General features: G+C 66.4%; 17 protein-coding genes and 2 pseudogenes. 5 read left to right on the forward strand and 14 right to left on the reverse strand.

Going from position 1 to position 15,840, the window contains the following annotated elements; all coding sequences use genetic code 11:
* Positions 1 to 21 precede the first annotated feature (21 nt).
* The gene (locus tag F595_RS0102670) at positions 22 to 1,467 is read left to right on the forward strand and encodes a coniferyl aldehyde dehydrogenase (protein ID WP_040568044.1); all 1,446 of its coding nucleotides are present in this window, start codon (positions 22 to 24) and stop codon (positions 1,465 to 1,467) included.
* A 66-nt stretch (positions 1,468 to 1,533) separates the two neighbouring features.
* Here the strand turns inward: F595_RS0102670 and F595_RS14755 are convergent, their stop codons facing one another.
* From F595_RS14755 to coaD, 3 genes and pseudogenes are all read right to left on the reverse strand, one after another.
* Positions 1,534 to 1,866, reverse strand: coding sequence for a septal ring lytic transglycosylase RlpA family protein (locus F595_RS14755; RefSeq protein ID WP_169446945.1), 333 nt, complete (start codon positions 1,864 to 1,866; stop codon positions 1,534 to 1,536).
* A 96-nt stretch (positions 1,867 to 1,962) separates the two neighbouring features.
* Positions 1,963 to 2,211, reverse strand: a pseudogene (locus F595_RS14760) (YfhL family 4Fe-4S dicluster ferredoxin); the annotation flags it as partial.
* A 21-nt stretch (positions 2,212 to 2,232) separates the two neighbouring features.
* Positions 2,233 to 2,730 (reverse strand): pantetheine-phosphate adenylyltransferase, encoded by a 498-nt coding sequence (gene coaD, locus F595_RS0102680; protein ID WP_022955329.1) that lies wholly within the window; start codon positions 2,728 to 2,730, stop codon positions 2,233 to 2,235.
* A 112-nt stretch (positions 2,731 to 2,842) separates the two neighbouring features.
* On the opposite strand from coaD, the gene F595_RS0102685 reads away from it, so the two are divergent.
* Positions 2,843 to 4,963 carry a prolyl oligopeptidase family serine peptidase gene (locus F595_RS0102685; protein ID WP_022955330.1) on the forward strand — a complete coding sequence of 707 codons (2,121 nt, stop codon included), beginning with the start codon at positions 2,843 to 2,845 and terminating at the stop codon, positions 4,961 to 4,963.
* A 3-nt stretch (positions 4,964 to 4,966) separates the two neighbouring features.
* Here the strand turns inward: F595_RS0102685 and mutM are convergent, their stop codons facing one another.
* The 4 genes and pseudogenes from mutM to F595_RS0102705 form a co-directional block, all read right to left on the reverse strand.
* Entirely contained in the window at positions 4,967 to 5,800 is an 834-nt protein-coding gene (gene mutM / locus F595_RS0102690) for a bifunctional DNA-formamidopyrimidine glycosylase/DNA-(apurinic or apyrimidinic site) lyase (protein ID WP_022955331.1), read from the reverse strand.
* Between the two features lie 94 nt (positions 5,801 to 5,894).
* Positions 5,895 to 6,680, reverse strand: a complete 786-nt coding sequence (locus F595_RS12410) for an HvfC family RiPP maturation protein (protein ID WP_022955332.1) — start codon at positions 6,678 to 6,680, stop codon at positions 5,895 to 5,897.
* Positions 6,673 to 7,524, reverse strand: a complete 852-nt coding sequence (locus F595_RS0102700) for an HvfB family MNIO-type RiPP peptide maturase (RefSeq protein WP_040567941.1) — start codon at positions 7,522 to 7,524, stop codon at positions 6,673 to 6,675. The genes F595_RS12410 and F595_RS0102700 overlap by 8 nt, the downstream gene beginning before the upstream one ends.
* A gap of 15 nt (positions 7,525 to 7,539) precedes the next feature.
* Positions 7,540 to 7,830 (reverse strand): annotated as a pseudogene (locus tag F595_RS0102705) (HvfA family oxazolone/thioamide-modified RiPP metallophore); the annotation flags it as partial.
* Positions 7,831 to 8,018: 188 nt separating this feature from the next.
* On the opposite strand from F595_RS0102705, the gene F595_RS0102710 reads away from it, so the two are divergent.
* Positions 8,019 to 8,624 (forward strand): HvfX family Cu-binding RiPP maturation protein, encoded by a 606-nt coding sequence (locus F595_RS0102710; protein ID WP_407635945.1) that lies wholly within the window; start codon positions 8,019 to 8,021, stop codon positions 8,622 to 8,624.
* Here the strand turns inward: F595_RS0102710 and F595_RS0102715 are convergent.
* From F595_RS0102715 to F595_RS0102740, 6 genes are all read right to left on the reverse strand, one after another.
* A complete protein-coding gene (locus tag F595_RS0102715) occupies positions 8,616 to 8,870 on the reverse strand; it encodes a hypothetical protein (RefSeq protein ID WP_022955336.1) in 255 nt (84 codons plus the stop codon). The two genes, F595_RS0102710 and F595_RS0102715, sit on opposite strands and share 9 nt — an antisense overlap.
* A complete protein-coding gene (locus tag F595_RS0102720) occupies positions 8,864 to 9,514 on the reverse strand; it encodes an RNA polymerase sigma factor (protein WP_084682817.1) in 651 nt (216 codons plus the stop codon). Before F595_RS0102720 ends, F595_RS0102715 begins: the two co-directional genes overlap by 7 nt.
* A gap of 24 nt (positions 9,515 to 9,538) precedes the next feature.
* Positions 9,539 to 10,348 carry an ATP-binding protein gene (locus tag F595_RS12415; protein WP_228126940.1) on the reverse strand — a complete coding sequence of 270 codons (810 nt, stop codon included), beginning with the start codon at positions 10,346 to 10,348 and terminating at the stop codon, positions 9,539 to 9,541.
* Positions 10,349 to 10,467: 119 nt separating this feature from the next.
* Complete coding sequence (gene rpmG, locus F595_RS0102730) at positions 10,468 to 10,623, reverse strand: 50S ribosomal protein L33 (RefSeq protein WP_022955339.1); 156 nt, start codon at positions 10,621 to 10,623, stop codon at positions 10,468 to 10,470.
* Positions 10,624 to 10,651: 28 nt separating this feature from the next.
* On the reverse strand, positions 10,652 to 10,888 hold the full coding sequence (gene rpmB / locus F595_RS0102735) for a 50S ribosomal protein L28 (protein ID WP_022955340.1): 237 nt from the start codon (positions 10,886 to 10,888) through the stop codon (positions 10,652 to 10,654).
* A gap of 111 nt (positions 10,889 to 10,999) precedes the next feature.
* A complete protein-coding gene (locus F595_RS0102740; RefSeq protein WP_022955341.1) occupies positions 11,000 to 12,046 on the reverse strand; it encodes an AraC family transcriptional regulator in 1,047 nt (348 codons plus the stop codon).
* A 129-nt stretch (positions 12,047 to 12,175) separates the two neighbouring features.
* Between F595_RS0102740 and F595_RS0102745 the strand changes: the two genes are divergently transcribed.
* The gene (locus tag F595_RS0102745) at positions 12,176 to 13,639 is read left to right on the forward strand and encodes a flavin-containing monooxygenase (RefSeq protein ID WP_022955342.1); all 1,464 of its coding nucleotides are present in this window, start codon (positions 12,176 to 12,178) and stop codon (positions 13,637 to 13,639) included.
* A gap of 27 nt (positions 13,640 to 13,666) precedes the next feature.
* Positions 13,667 to 14,623, forward strand: a complete 957-nt coding sequence (locus F595_RS0102750) for an alpha/beta hydrolase (protein ID WP_022955343.1) — start codon at positions 13,667 to 13,669, stop codon at positions 14,621 to 14,623.
* A gap of 3 nt (positions 14,624 to 14,626) precedes the next feature.
* On the opposite strand, the gene F595_RS0102755 is transcribed toward F595_RS0102750, so the two are convergent.
* Positions 14,627 to 15,649 (reverse strand): AraC family transcriptional regulator, encoded by a 1,023-nt coding sequence (locus F595_RS0102755; protein ID WP_022955344.1) that lies wholly within the window; start codon positions 15,647 to 15,649, stop codon positions 14,627 to 14,629.
* Positions 15,650 to 15,840 lie beyond the last annotated feature (191 nt).

The raw sequence follows: 15,840 nt of genomic DNA on the forward strand, positions 1-15,840 counted from the left end.
GCTTTCATGGTCGAGGTCAACATGGTTGCGTACATTTCCCAGCTCGCTGCACAGAATCCCCAGGTCGCTGACATGCAGCGCATCTTCCAGTCGCAGCAGGCCGCCTATGCCCTGCGCCCGATGCCGTCGTCGAACGAGCGTCTGGCCAATCTGCGCCGCCTCAAGGATGTCATTCTCAAGTTCCAGGATGATCTCTGCGACGCCGTCAGCCAGGATTTCGGCCACCGCTCCAAGACCGAGACCAAGATCGCCGAAGTGCTGACCTCGCTGGAAGCGGTGAAGTACTCCAGCAAGAACCTGGTCGGCTGGATGAAGCCGCAGCGCCGTCACTCCGGTCTGCTGGCGACCCCGGCGAGTGCGCGCGTGGTGCCGCAGCCGCTGGGCGTGGTGGGTGTCGTGGTGCCCTGGAACTACCCGATCTTCCTGGCCCTGGGCCCGCTGGTTGGCGCGCTCAGCGCCGGCAACCGCGTCATGATCAAGACCTCCAGCTTCACCCCGCGCCTGGGCGAGACCCTGAAGCGCATGCTCGCCGAAGCCTTCAGCGAGGATTGCGTGGCCGTGATCACGGGCAAGGGCGAAGTCTCCGAGGCCTTCAGCCACCTGCCGTTCGACCAGATCACCTTCACCGGCTCGACCAATGTCGGCCGCACCATCATGCAGAACGCCGCCAGCAACCTGACACCGGTTCTGCTGGAGCTGGGCGGCAAGTCGCCGGCCATCGTGCATGAGTCCTACCCGATTGCCGATGCCGCCGAGCGCATCGCCTTCGGCAAGTGCTGGAACGCCGGTCAGACCTGCGTGGCTCCGGACTATCTGCTGATGCCGCGTGGCAAGACCGATGCCTTCGTGATCGCCATCACCGCGCAGATCAGCAAGATGTACCCGTCGCTGCTGACCAATGCCGACTACACCAGCATCGTCAACGACAAGCAGTACACGCGCATCCAGTCCTACCTCGACGATGCCCGTGCCCAGGGCGCGCGCGTGATCGAGATCAATCCGGCCAACGAGCGCTTCGAGAACACCCGCAAGATTCCGCCGACACTGGTCATCGGTGCCACCCCGGACATGCTGATCATGCAGAACGAGATCTTCGGCCCGATCCTGCCGATTCTCGAGGTCGAGTCGCTGTCGCAGGCCATCGAGTTCGTCAACGCGCGTCCGCGTCCGCTCGCCCTGTACTACTTCGACTACGACGAGGCGCGCGCCGAATACGTCATCACCCACACCCATTCCGGCGGTGTCGGCATCAATGACGTGGTCACGCATGTCGGTGTCGATGACCTGCCCTTTGGTGGTGTCGGCCCGTCCGGCATGGGTCGCTACCATGCCAAGGAAGGTTTCGAGACCTACTCGAACATGAAGGCAGTGCTGGCGCGTCCGAAGTTCTACTCCGTACGCTACATCCTGCCGCCGTTCAATCGCACCGTGCACAACCTGATCGACAAGCTGTTCCTGGGCAAGTAAGCCGGGGCGGCAATGCGCAAGCCGCGCCATCCGGAGACGGGGGCGCGGCTTTTTGCTGTCAGTGGTTCAGTGCGGCTGGCGGCTGTCCGGGTGCGACAGGGTGACGTCGCCGACCCCTGCCTTGATCAGGCCCAGCTTGCGGGCGGCTGCGCGTGACACATCGATGATGCGCTTGCCGTGGAAGGGGCCGCGATCGTTGATGGTGACCACGACGCTGCGCCCGTTGCGCGGATTGGTGACTCGCACGCGGGTGCCGAAGGGCAGGGTGCGGTGGGCAGCGGTGAGTTCGTCCGGGTCATGGTGTTCGCCGCTGGCGGTGCGCTTGCCGGCGAAATGGCTGGCGTAGAAGGAGGCCTTGCCGCGTTGCAGCCAGCCTGGCCGGGGTGCGGCGTGGGCCATGGCGGCCTCTGCCGACGCGGGCAGCAGCAGGGCCGGCAGGGTCAGGCTGCCGAACAGGCTGGACAGACCGAGCAGGGCGATGGCCAGTGACTTGCCGGCAGCGCGTGTCAGCTGCTCGTACTTGCGCAGCAGCTGGTCACGGGTTTCCGGGCGCGTATCGTCCACCGGAATGCAGTCGACCGGGCACAGCGTCACGCACTGCGGGGTGTCGAAGTGCCCGACGCATTCGGTGCAGCGTGACGGATCGATCTCGTAGATGGTCTCGCCCATGAAGATGGCCTGGTTCGGACACACCGGTTCGCAGACATCGCAGTTGATGCATTCGTCGGTGATCTTCAGGGTCATGGGCGGGAACTCACGGCCGTGTCAGGTCTGTCGGGGCGCGTGGCCCAGGCGGCGCACGAAGGCCTCGGCCACTTCCGGTGCCACGAACTGGCGCACATCGCCGCCGAGAATGGCGATCTCGCGCACCAGACTGGAGGAAATGAAGGACAGGTGCTCGGACGGGGTCAGGAACACGGTCTCGAACTCGCTGTTGAGCTGGCGGTTCATGTTGGCGAGCTGGAATTCGTACTCGAAGTCGGACACCGCGCGCAGGCCGCGCAGCACCACGTTGCCACCCATGTCGCGGACGAAGAACGAGAGCAGCTTGTCAAAGCCGACCACGCGCACGTTGGGCAGGTGCGCGAGCACTTCCGAGGCCAGCGCGACACGTTCGTCGAGGCTGAACAGGGGCTTCTTCTTCTCGCTGGCGGCGATGGCGACGATGACCTCGCCGAACAGGCGCGAGGCACGCTCCACCAGGTCCTTGTGGCCGTTGGTGATGGGGTCGAAGGTGCCGGGGTAGATGACTCGGGTATGCATGCAGGTTCCTTGTAGCATCCGCGCAGGAAGTGTCCGATGGTACACTCAAACCACGAAAGGTCGACAGCCAGCGACCCGACCCTCGACAACAACAAGACAGACGGGCAGATTCATGGCCACTCTCCGCATCGGAACACTCCTGCTGTGCACCCTGCTTGCTGCCTGTGGCAGCGAGGACGACATCGGCTCGCCCGGCGTGACCCCGCCGGCCCCGGACATCGCGCGTGACGACCCCTGCAACCGCAGCGCCTGGGTGGCGGGCAGCGTCGAGCTCTGCGAGGGTACCCTGATCTACCGCGACTATGTCTACGACGACTACGGGGCAGACAACGGCCTGGTCACCAACCTGTTTACCCGGGCCGGTCTGCGCGGCAACCCGCTGGCCACCAACCCCGGCCTGCTGTCCCCGACCGCGGGCGATGTCGCCTACCCGGCCGGTCTGCAGAACACCGCCGACCTGGTGCGTCTGGATCTGGCCATCGTCGGCAGCGAGCTGGTCGCCACCGCCGAGCTCAACACGCTGTTCAATGCCGATGACGCCCGCCTCGGCATCGCCATCGACACCGACAACAACCCCGCCACCGGCGGCGGAGCCTGGTCGCCGCTGCGTGTTGCCAGCCGCGGCTGGGAGGTGTTGCGGGTAGCGTCCAGTGGCGATCCGCAGCGCAACCGTCTGCAGCTGCGACTGCCGGTTCCCGCCGGTACGGTCTGGCGTGTGCAGGCCGTGGTGGCGCAGAAGGATGGCACGGTGATGAACGTCGCCTTCCGGGGCACGGACGAGCAGGCGCGTGCGGACGGTGCTGCCAACCAGCTCACCGCCGGCAACTGGTGGGAGGATCGCCAGGCGGCCGCGCTCGCTGCGGGTGACATCTCCGCCTTTGCCGCCGAGGTCCGCGTGGCCGACCTGCGCAACCGCGTGACACGGGCCGCGCCGCTGCCTGTCGGCTTCCATCAGCGTGTCTACACCTCGGCCTACAGCCTCGGCGAGGGTGTTGCGCTGACCGGCGTGCCGGGTCGTGACGGCACCAGCCAGGGCTTCTGCGAGCAGTCCTTCGCCTTCCTCGGCAAGTACCAGCCCTACGGGGTCTACGTACCGCCGGCCGGCACCACGGCGAGCGCGTCTGCGCGCGGCCTGCAGGTGGTCATGCACGGCTGCGAGGCCAATCACGCCAGCCAGATCAACCAGGCCAACATGCAGGCGCGCTTTGGCGACGCCCAGGGCCGCATTCTCGTTGCCCCGCTGGGGCGTGGTCCCTACGGCTTCTACAGCGGTCTGTCGGAGCGCGACGTGCTGGACGTGATGGACGACATCCAGCGCCGCTACCGCATCGACCCCGAGCACGTGATCTCGTCCGGTTATTCCATGGGCGGCTTTGGCGCCATGCACCTGGCGGCGGCCTATCCCGACCGCTTCGCCGGCATCGTCAACTGGGTGGGCTTCACGGGCAGTCTGACCAATGCGCCGGATACCGGCACGCCGCTGGATGCCGGCCTGACCCTGCTCAAGGACAGCGTGCTGACGCCGCTGCTGTCGCAGACGGCAGGATCCATCACGGCATCGTCGTCCTACGAGAACGTGCTGAACTACGTGGGCAACTTCCGTCATCTGCCGAGCGCCAACCTGTACAGCGGTGCGGACGAGCTGGTCCAGGTCAATCAGGCGCTGGCGCTGGGGCAGCGCCTGCAGGCCGCCGGCGTGCCGTTCCGGCTCTATCTGCACCCGGTCTCGGAGCACCTGACCTTCATGGCGCTGGATGACTGGCGCAAGGAAGCGGCCGCCAGTGCCGACTGGCGCCGGGTGCGTGCGCCGGCGCGGGTGACCTACCGCTTCGATCCGCGTTTCGACTACCCGGAATACGCCATTGTGCACGACCGCGCCTACTGGCTGTCCGGTCTGCGTTCGCGCTCCGGCGGCGAGGCCGAGGCCGATCTGTCGGCACCGGGGTGTGGCGGGCGCGAGCCGGTCTTCGCCGATGGCCAGGATGCCGGCGCGGATCCGGTGCCCTGGGTGGCCCTGCAGCGCCTGATCACCGGCAGCACGCCGCTGGCCCCTGCCGCCAGACTGAGCGGCAGCCTGCGCAATGTTTCCGCGGCCGTGGTGGACGTGACGGCGACCTGTCTGCGTGACCGCTCGCTGGTCATCGATGTCGTCAGCGACGGGGCCGCCGTGCTCAGTCTCAGCGACGGTCGCCGCGTCAGCCTGCGCGAGGGCCGCAACCAGCTCAGCCTGTGACGCTCAGCGCTGGCAGTGCGTGCAGTACACGGTGCTGCGCGCGCTCAGGCGCACCTCCGTGAGCGCTTTCGCGCAGCGTCGGCAGGGTTGGCCGGCGCGTCCGTAGACATCCAGCTCCTGCTGGAAATAGCCGGGTTCGCCATGACCGTTGACGAAGTCGCGCAGGGTGGTGCCGCCACGCTGCACGGCATGGCCGAGGATGTCGCGCACGGCCTGTGACAGCGCGGCATAGCGGGTCGCGCTGATGCGTCCGGCGTCGCGCAGCGGGTGGATGCCGACCCGGAACAGCGCCTCGTTGGCGTAGATGTTGCCCACGCCGACCACGACATGGCTGTCCATCAGAAAGGATTTCACGGGTGTCCGGCGGCCCCGGCTCAGACGAAACAGATGTTCATCGGTGAATGTCTCCGACAGCGGCTCCGGGCCCAGGTCGCGCAGCAGCGGGTGGGCGTCGGCCGGACCCTCCAGCCACAGGCAGCAGCCGAAGCGGCGCGGATCGTGGAAGCGCAGCTCCAGCGCTGCCGGCCTGCCATCGGGCTCGGTCAGCTTCAGCACCAGATGGTCGTGCGTCTTGCGAGGCGCGTCTGCGCCGGTCAGGCGCAGGCTGCCCGACATGCCCAGATGCCAGAGCACCTGGCCGTCATCGACTACCATGAGCAGGTATTTGCCGCGCCGGTCGATGCGCGCGATGCGCTGGCCGGCCAGGCGTGCCGGCAGATCGTCGGGCACCGGCCAGCGCAGGCGCGACTCGCGCACTTGCAGGCTGGCAATGCGACGACCTTCAAGGTGCGGCGCGATGCCGCGGCGGGTGGTTTCGACTTCAGGAAGTTCAGGCATGGCGGCATTGCAGCGTGCCGGCCGCGTTCTGTCCAGTGGTCGCGCAGGGTGAGCGTCGCCTGATGCCCGGGCGGCGATGTCCAGGCGGCCGTGTTCAGGTGCCCGTGCGGAGCGGCAGGCCGGACCGCAGCAGGCCTTGCAGCAGACGTCGACAGGCCGTCTCGGCGGTGGCCATGTCCAGTCCCGGCGTGAGGGCGCAGAGTTGTCCGGCCAGCGCTGCCGGACACGGACCGGTGCCGGCACGGGCGCTGGTCAGCTGCTCGACCAGCCAGGCGGCCAGCGGTTCCACGGTCAGCACCTGGACTTGCTCGTCGGCATCCCGCCACAGCACCAGGCAGCTGTCCTCCGGTGCCAGACTGGACGGATCGGTGTCGCGCCGCCAGCGCTGCACCGGCCAGTGGTAGGCCAGTGCCCAGGTCGGTGCCGCCAGCCGCAGGTCAGGCTGGCGGCCCTCGTCCAGGTCGTCCGCAGCGAGCATGCGCTGGCCGGTCGTGTCCGAGGGCGGGGCGGGACTGATGTCGGCTGCCAGCTCCACCCATTCGTAGTGCAGCAGTTCGGTGAGCCATGGCGCCCGGGTCAGTTCGGGCCAGTCCAGACTCTCGACATATTCCCGGAAATGCAGCGATATGTCGGTGAAATACGGCGATTGGCAGGCGTGATTGGCGAAGAATTCCTGTTTCAGGCGTGCCGTCAGCGCTGCCGGCAGCAGCGCCAGCGCGACGGGAAAGGCGCTGTCGACGAAGGTCATCACGTTGTTGAACAGCAGGTCGCGGTAGATGGCGAGCCGGCGCGCCTCGATGCCTGCCGGCGCCGGCGCCTGTCCGGGGCGCCGCAGCCAGGCCGTGAATGTCCGCTGCAGCTCGGCCAGTGACTCAGTCATGACGGGTCGCCCGTGTCTGGGCCTGGCGAATGCGCGTCACCTCCAGCAGCAGCTCGGGCAGCGGCGGGATGTTGAAGTCGCGCTCGAGCAACGTGGGGCGTACGCCAAAGCGCCGGTAGGCGCTGTCCAGCAGGGCCCAGACCGGATCGCAGACATCGTCGCCGTGGGTGTCGATGCGCAGGTCCTCGGCTTCCACGTAGTGTCCGGCGATGTGCAGGTAGCGGATGCGCTCGCCGGGCAGGCTGTCGAGATAGGTCTCGGCGTCGAAGCCGTGATTGATGCTGTTGACGTAGACGTTGTTGATGTCGAGCAGCAGCTCGCAGTCGGCGCGCTCGAGCACGGCACGGACAAAGTCGGCCTCGCTCATGTCGGTGGCCGGCAGGGCGTAGGTGGAGACATTTTCCAGGATCAGGCGGCGCCCGAGCGCGTCCTGGACGCGGCTGACGCGATCCGCCACGTGGCGCACGGCGGCCTCGGTCAGCGGCAGCGGCAGCAGGTCGTAGAGATGGCCGTGGTCACCGGTGTAGCTCAGGTGTTCGGAATAGGCGCGCACGCCGTGCTCATCGAGAAACGCGCGCAGGCGTTGCAGAAAGTCGGCATCGAGCGGTGCCTGCCCGCCTATCGACAGCGACAGGCCATGGCAGAGCAGGGGATGGCGCTCGCTGATGGCGCGCAGGTCGCGGGCATAGCGCCCGCCGAGATGCATCCAGTTTTCCGGTGCGATCTCGAGGAAGTCGGGGAGGTCGGCCGCCGGCTGCCGGTCCAGGTCGCGCAGGAAATCGCGACGAAGACCGAGGCCGGCGCCCGAGACGGGCGGCCGGAAATCACGCAACCCGTCGTTCATGGCTTACTTGCCGGCGCCACACTTGCCTTCACCGCACTTGCCTTCCGGGGCCTTCTTGTCGGCGCCGCACTTGGCTTCACCGCACTTGCCTTCGGCGGCCTTCTTGTCGGCACCGCACTTGCCTTCGCCACACTTGCCTTCAGCGGCCTTCTTGCCGCCGCACTTGGCTTCGCCACACTTGCCTTCGGCATGGTGGTTGGCGGTGATTTCCGGCATCGGGGACGGCGCCTGGGCGGCCTGGGCCACGCTGGCAACGGACAGGGCGAGCATGGCGGCGATCGGAGTCAGGGTCTTCAGCGTATTCATGATCAATTCCTCGGGGTGGGGGCGTCGCGACCGGATCTGCCTGCCGCGCTCAGTGATTGGATGCGCGGATGGCGTGGTCTGTTACAGCGTGTCGACTTCTTTTTTTCTGTAATGCCGTGGCGGCAATCGCGTCATAACGGTAACACGATGACTTTCAAGCCGGGAGCTGCCCCATGATCACCTGTCACCTGCGTGGAATCGATGCCTGGCTGAGCCGTCAGCTGACCCCGTTGCGTCATCTCGACGGCCTGCCGTCGCTGGCGTTGCGGCTGTATCTGGTGCCGGTATTCTGGATGGCTGGATCCACCAAGTTTCTGAATTTCCAGGACACGGTGCAGTGGTTCGGCGATGTCGATCATGGCCTCGGCCTGCCGCTGCCCTGGCTGATGGCAGCGCTGGCGACGGCCGCCGAGCTGGCGGGGGCGCTGCTGCTGGCGGCCGGGCTGGCGACGCGCTGGATCTGCCTGCCGCTGCTGGTGACGATGGCGGTCGCGGCGATCACCGTGCATCTGGACAACGGCTGGCAGGCCATCGCCGACCCGGGGGCGCCGTTTGCCAACGCCCAGGTGCTGGCGTCGGCGGAGCGCCTCGATCGTGCGCGGGAACTGCTCCAGGCCCACGGCAACTATGACTGGCTGACGGCCAGCGGCTCCTTCGTCATTCTCAACAACGGCATCGAGTTTGCCGTCACCTACGCGGTCATGCTGCTGGCACTGGTCGTGCTCGGCGGTGGCCGTTACGTCAGCCTGGACTGGTGGCTGGCGCGCTGGCTGCGCCGGCCGCCGTCAGTGTGAATGGTCGTGGTCGTGCGGGCCGTGCTCATGCCGGAGTGCGGCCAGCCAGGCCTGGATCTGCTCCTCGCTGGCCGGTTTCGCCGGGCGTCGCCCCAGCGCCCGCAGCATGGTCAGCACCTGGATCACCGCGAGCCGGCAGTTGCCGCACTGGATCAGGTGCCAGACCACCTGCAGGTTGACGCGCCAGGGCAGGGCGCCACAGAGGAACTCGGTGGCATTGGTGCCGACATCGCGACAGTTCAGCATTCTCCCGTCTCCTCGTAGCGCGACACCATGGTGAAGATGCGCATCCGTGCCCTGTGCAGCAGCACACGGAAATTGGACGGAGAAACCGACAGCGTGTTACAGATTTCGGCAGGCGACAGTCCTTCGATGTCCTTCAGCACCAGCGCCATGCGCTGACCCTCCGGCAGATCGTCCATGTGGTGTTCCAGACAGTCCTGCAGGACATGCGCCTGCAGCAGGGCGTCCGGGGTGTCGTCGGTCCAGCGCTGGAACTGCACGGCCCAGTGCATGCCGAAACGACCGCCTTCGACGAAGGCGTTGGCGAGCGGATCGTGTTCGCTTTCCAGGCCCTCCAGCGACACTTCGCGCTGCTGCTGACGCAGATGGTTGTAGGTCTTGTTGATGGTGATGCGCACCAGCCAGGTCTTCAGGCTGGAGCGGCCCTCGAACTGGGCGATGGCGCCATGCACCGAGATCCAGGCATCCTGCACGGCATCCTCGGCATGGCGGGCGGAGACGGCACGGGCGGCGGCCAGCATCGCGCCACCATGACGGCGCATGGCCTCATGGTAGGCGTCGTGGTCATTGGCACGCAGGCCGGCGAGCAGTTCCTGCTCGCTGCTGCTGGCGTTGAAGCGTGTTCCGGGCGGACGTTGCGAGGCCATGTGCATCCTTGGGTCGGCAGGTTTTCAGGGGGTGTTCAGGCGCTGGCGTCCGGCATGATCACGGGCGAATTGCCGGGCCACGCGGCCGCTGCGCGAGGCACGCGTCTGCGCCCAGCGCAAGGCCTCGCCGCGCACGCTGTCATTCCACTCCGGGCAGTTCAGCGCTTGGAGATGATGCCTCACCAGCATCAGGTAGTCATCCTGATTGAATGCCAGGAACGAGAGCCAGAGTCCGAAGCGCTCCGACAGCGAGATCTTCTCTTCCGTGGATTCGCCCGGATGCACCTCGTCGTCTATCCACTGGTATTCGCGGTTGTCGGCCTGCAGCGTCGGCATCAGGAAGCGACGGTTGCTGGTGGCGTAGATCACCACGTTGTCGGCGGCCTCCTCGATGCCGCCGTCGAGGGCGGTCTTGAGCGCGATCAGGGCCGGGTCCTGGCTGGCTACCGAGAAGTCGTCGACATAGAGAATGAAGCGCTCGGGGCGGCCACGCAGCGGTGCCACGATGTCCGGCAGCTCGGCCAGGTCATGCGGAGCCACTTCGATCAGGCGCAATCCCTGGTCGGCGTAGGCATTGAGCAGGGCCTTGACCAGGGTCGACTTGCCGGTGCCGCGTGCGCCGGTGAGTAGGGCATGGTTGCAGGGCAGGCCGCGCACGAACTGTTCGGTGTTGCGCCGCAGCAACTCCTTCTGGCGCTCGATGCCGAGCAGGCTGGCCAGGGTGGTCCGGTCCACGGCAGTGACCGGCTGCAGGCGACCCTGACGCCAGCGCCAGGCCAGGGTGTCCGGCGTGTCGAAGGCATTCAGGCAGGAGGTGGTGTTCGGGTCCATCATCGGCATCCGGAAACGGCGGAGAGCGCCGAGTATAGGATGCGCGTGGCGCCGTAGCAGCCCCCGGCGAGCGGGCACAAAAAAGCCCGGACTGGCCGGGCTTTCTCGCGGTTGCCGATCAATTACTTGATCTTGGCTTCCTTGAACAGCACGTGCTGGCGAATCTTGGGATCAAACTTCTTGATCTCCATCTTGCCCGGCATGGTGCGCTTGTTCTTGGTGGTGGTGTAGAAGTAGCCGGTACCGGCGGTCGACACCAGACGGATCTTGTCACGCATGGTCTTATCTCCTCAGCCGTGTCGGCTATTAAACCTTGACGCCCTGGGCGCGCAGATCAGCCACGACGGCATCCACACCCAGCTTGTCGATGGTGCGCATGCCCTTGGTGGTCACGCGCAGACGCACGAAACGCTTCTCGCTTTCCAGCCAGAAACGGTGGTAGTGCAGATTCGGTTCGAAGCGGCGCTTCGTCTTGTTGTTGGCGTGCGACACGTTGTTGCCAACGATCGGACGCTTGCCGGTAACCTGGCAAACCTTGGACATTTCTCGTCTCCGCGATGCAATTCTGTTCGCCGCCCCGTGCGGCGATGCGACGCCGACGAAAAAGCCGGCTGACAGCAAGGGCGCGTTTTATACCAGAACCCGGGATGCGCTTCAACGCAAATGCCGAAATTTTGTGCCGGCGTCTGCATGCGCCTGCGTCTGCCACTGGCTGGGGGTCATGCCTTTCCAGCGCCGGAAGGCATGCAGAAAGCTGGCCGGCTCGGCATAGCCCAGGCGTTCCGCGACCTGCATGACGCTGAGGTGGTGGGTGCCAAGCAGTTCCTCGGCCAGGGTCACGCGCACCTCGTCGACCAGGGTACGGAACGAGGTGCCTTCCGCCGCCAGATGACGATGCAGGCTGCGCAGGCTGTGGTGCAGGCTGACGGCAACCTCCTGCATGGCCGGAATGCGGCCGGGTTCGCGCAGCAGCTGGTCGCGGACCTGGCCGGCCACGCCGGTACGGGCACGGCGTTGCTGCAGCAGCAGACGGCACTGCTTCATGCAGAAGCTGGCGGTGACCGGATTGGCCTGGGGCAGGGGCAGATCGAGCAGGCTGCCGGGGATGACGGTGGTGTTGCGCCTGCCGCCAAAGCGCAGCTGCTCGCCCAGCACCTCGGCGTAGCAGGCGCGGCGCTGGTCCTCGGCAAAGGTCAGCTCGATCTGCGCCATCGGCAGCGGGCTGGCGAACAGCTCGCGCTGTATGGTCTGGATGGCGGCCAGCTCGCGCTCGATCATGAAGCGCTGCATGTCGGCCGGCAGGTCGTCGGCATCAATGATCAGGCGCAGGTCCCTGCCGTCGGGTTCCGCGCTGATGCGGCAGAAGGCGAAGGTCAGCTCGATGGTGCCCAGTCCGAGCTCGATGGCGCTGCGCAGGGTCTGGCTGCTGAGCAGGGCGAAGCCCCAGATGCCGTAGCTGCTGAGGTGGTAGCGCAGACCGGCCTGCAGGCCGGGGCAGCTGTTCTCGCCAAGCTGCTGCTGCACGTGGCGGGCTACCTGCAGCTCTTCGCCGGCTTCCAGGGTCAGGGCCGGATCGGCGAGCAGGGCGGGCGTCAGACGCGTGCCTTCAAGGCAGCGCGCGGGATCCAGCCCGTGCGCTGCCGCCAGTTCGAGCAGGATCTGCACGCTGGCGCTGGAGCGCGGAAAGTCCCAATGCCGCATGAGGCACTCGCTGAATGGGGTGATTGGCAGAAAATATCAATATCCTGGCCGGTGCGGCCACTATAATTCGCGCCCGCCGGCGGTACCCTGTGCGCCGGTCATTCATCAGACGAACAGAGGTGGCGTGCCATGACATCCCAGGCTGTGCTGGATGCACTCATCATTGGTACCGGATTTGCGGGTGTCGGCATGGCCGTGCAGCTGCAGGAAGCCGGCATTGACAACTATCTGGTGCTGGAGCGTGCCGGCGATGTCGGTGGCGTCTGGCGCGACAACGTCTACCCGGGGGCCGCCTGCGACGTGCCGTCCCACCTCTATTCCTATTCCTTCGCGCAGAATCCGGCGTGGTCACGCAAGTTTGCCGCCCAGCCGGAAATCCACCGCTATGTGCGCGACTGCGCGCAGCGTTTCGGGGTCACCGCGAAGACCCGCTTCCACAGCGAGGTCGCCAGCGCCGCCTTCGACGCCGCAACCGGTCTGTGGACGGTGTTCCTGACCGATGGCACGGAATTCCGCAGCCGTGCCCTGATCACCGCCATGGGTCAGCTCAGCCAGCCGGCCATGCCGCGTGTGCCGGGCATGGAGCGTTTCAAGGGCGAGGTCTTCCACTCCGCGACCTGGCGTCATGACATCGACCTCACCGGCAAGCGCGTGGCCGTGGTCGGCACCGGTGCCAGCGCCATCCAGTTCGTGCCCGAGATCGTGCCCAAGGTGAAGAGCCTGGTGCTGTTCCAGCGCTCCGCGCCCTACGTCATTCCCAAGGGTGACCGTGCCTACCATGCGCTGGAGAAGCTGGCCTTCGCCCAGGCCGCGCTGCTGCAAAGCGGCAGTCGCGCCGTGCAGTTCCTGGTGCACGAGTCGCGCGCACTGGCCTTCACCTCGCTAAACAAGCTGATGAAGGTCATGGAGCTGCAGTTCAAGTTCAACCTGCGTCGCCAGATCAAGGATCCGGTGCTGCGCAAGACGCTGACCCCGGACTATCCGATGGGATGCAAGCGCATCCTGCTCTCCAACAACTATTATCCGGCGCTGGCGCAGCCGCACGTGTCGGTGGTCAGCGGAGCCGTGCAGGCAGTGGATGCCACCGGCGTGATCGGTCCGGACGGTCGTCACCACGAGGTCGATGTCATCATCTACGGCACCGGCTTCAAGGCCACCGAGTTCCTGAACCCGCTGCAGATCACCGGTCTCAACGGCGTCAGCCTGCAGGAGCGCTGGAAGCAGGGCGCCGAGGCCTACCTCGGCATCACGGTGTCGGGTTTCCCGAACCTGTTCATGCTCTACGGCCCCAACACCAATCTGGGTCACAGCTCCATCATCCTGATGCTGGAAGCCCAGATGGGCTACATTCGCCAGTGCGTCAGCCGTCTGCTTGCGGACAAGCTGCGCTACCTGAACGTCAAGCAGGGCGCCGAACAGCGCTTCAATGCCGATCTTCAGAAGCAGCTCAAGCAGTCGGTCTGGCAGGGCGGCTGCACCAGCTGGTACGTCAACGAGGCCGGCCGCAACGTGGCCAACTGGCCGGGCTTCACGGTGACCTACCGTCTCCGTACCCAGCGCCCGGACTGGAACGATTATCAACAGGCATCCTGAGTCAGGGTGCCGGGACAGGAGTCGCGCATGAGCGAGTCAGTCGACAACCGACAGGTCATCACGCCCCAGCTCGAGGGTTCCAAGCGCCTGCAGAGCACGGTGGCGCGCACGGTCATTCCGCTGGTGCTGCGCAGCACCATCCGGCCGCTCTGGGCCAGCAAGGTGCCGATCGGCATGACCCGTCGCATCACCGGCGCCCTGCTCCACAACGGCTGGGTTCCGCGCGCCGCCAAGGTGTCCGAGACCCAGCTCGGCGGCATCCGCACCGAGCTCATCCTGCCCAAGTCCGGTGCCGGCGACCGCATCGTGTTCTTCGTGCACGGCGGCGGCTACGTGGTGTGCTCGCCGCGCACGCACCGTCCGCTGACCTCGCGCCTGTCGCTGGCGCTCAACGCCACCACCTACGTGCCGCATTACCGGCTGGCGCCCGAGCATGTCTTTCCGGCCGGTCTCAATGATGTGGTGGCGGCCTACAAGGGCATGCTGGCCAAGGGCATCAACCCGGCCAACGTCACCGTGATGGGCGACTCCGCCGGTGGCGGCCTGGCGCTGGCGATGACGCTGGCGCTGCGTGACCAGCAGGTGGCCCTGCCCGGCAAGCTGGTGCTGATCTCGCCGTGGACCGACCTGACCCTGAGCGGCGAGACGCTGCGCAGCAAGGACAGCGCCGACCCCATGCTGACCTGGAAGTGGATCACCGGAAAGACGCCACTGTATACCGGTGGCGCCACCGATACCCGTCATCCACTGGTGTCGCCGCTGTTCGCCGACCTGCGCGGCCTGCCGCCTACGCTGGTTCAGGTGGGGTCGGAGGAGATCCTGCTCAGTGACTCCGAGCGCCTCGCCGAGCGTGCCGCGGAAGCCGGCTGGGATCTGCAGCTGAACGTCTGGGAAGGCATGTGGCATGACTTCCAGATGCTGGGCTCCATGCTGCCCGAGGCGGATGCCGCCATTGCCGACATCGCGCGTTTCGCGCGCGGCTGAGGCTCATGGGCGGCGGCGTGACGCCAGGCGGGTGCGATACTCGCCCGGCGTCATGCCGGTCCACTGCCGGAATGCCTTGATGAACACCGTGGCCTCACGAAAGCCCACCCGCAACGCCACTTCCTGAATCGACAGCCCGGTCTGGCGCAAGGCCAGCATGGCCTGATCGCGGCGCCAGTCATCCTTGATCACCTGAAAGCTGGTGCCTTCGGCATCGAGCTTGCGTCGCAGCGTGCGTCCGGTCATGAACAGGCCGGCTGCCACCGTGTCGAGATCGGGAGCGGGCAGTCCGTGCTGCATCAGGGCACTGCGCACGCGATGCCCCCAGCTGCCCTGGAACACCGGTTTCACGAAGAAGCCCAGCGGCAGTTCGCGAATCAGTTCCTTGAGCTCCTGGCGCGTGCGCGTCACCGGCAGATCCAGCCAGCTGGCCTCGAAGCGCATGGCGGTATGGTCGTGGTCGAAGAGCTGGGTGCAGGGAAACAGCTGCTGGTATTCCGCGACATGGGCGGGCGCGGAGTAGGCGAAGGTGGCGGCCAGCAGGCGGATGCGGCGATTGATCAGCCAGCATGCCAGCCGGTACCAGCACAGCAGGATGGTTTCGCTGAGCACATGATCCGGGTCCAGCTCCGGCGCCTGCAGGGTCAGCGTCAGCTCGGCGCTGCCGTCGTCATGGCGCAGCAGGTGCAGGGCGATGTCGTCGCTGAGCACGCGGTAGAAGTGCGCACCATGGCGCAGCGCCTCGCCCAGGGTGCCGGCATCCAGAATGGCGTGCATCATCAGGGGAAAGGTGCCGACGCGACTGCGCTGGCGGCAGAAGCCCATGTATTCGTCGCCGGTCTGCTCCCACATGGCGCGCATCAGGTTGGCGAACTGCACCGGCAGCAGGCGCGTCTCGCTGGCCAGCAGCTCCGGGCTGATGCCGGCCTGCGCCAGCAGGCGTTCCCGGTCCAGTCCCAGCAGATCGGCACGTGCCAGCATGGCGCGACCGACATGGGGCGACACGGTGTGGTGCAGCGGGTTCATGCCCTGTCCTTTAATATCTGCTTAATGACAGATTGAAGCCGAATTATGGCCTCATGGCAGCATGTCGTGTCCGTTTTTGTCTATTTAATTGCCGGTTTTCTCATTGTCCCGGCGCGCGGGCACGACCACACTCGGGGCGCAAAACACCCCCCATGTCCGGCCCTGCCGGACCTGCAACGAAAAGAGTGGCC

Source organism: Perlucidibaca piscinae DSM 21586, assembly GCF_000420045.1.
Taxonomy (GTDB): domain Bacteria; phylum Pseudomonadota; class Gammaproteobacteria; order Pseudomonadales; family Moraxellaceae; genus Perlucidibaca; species Perlucidibaca piscinae.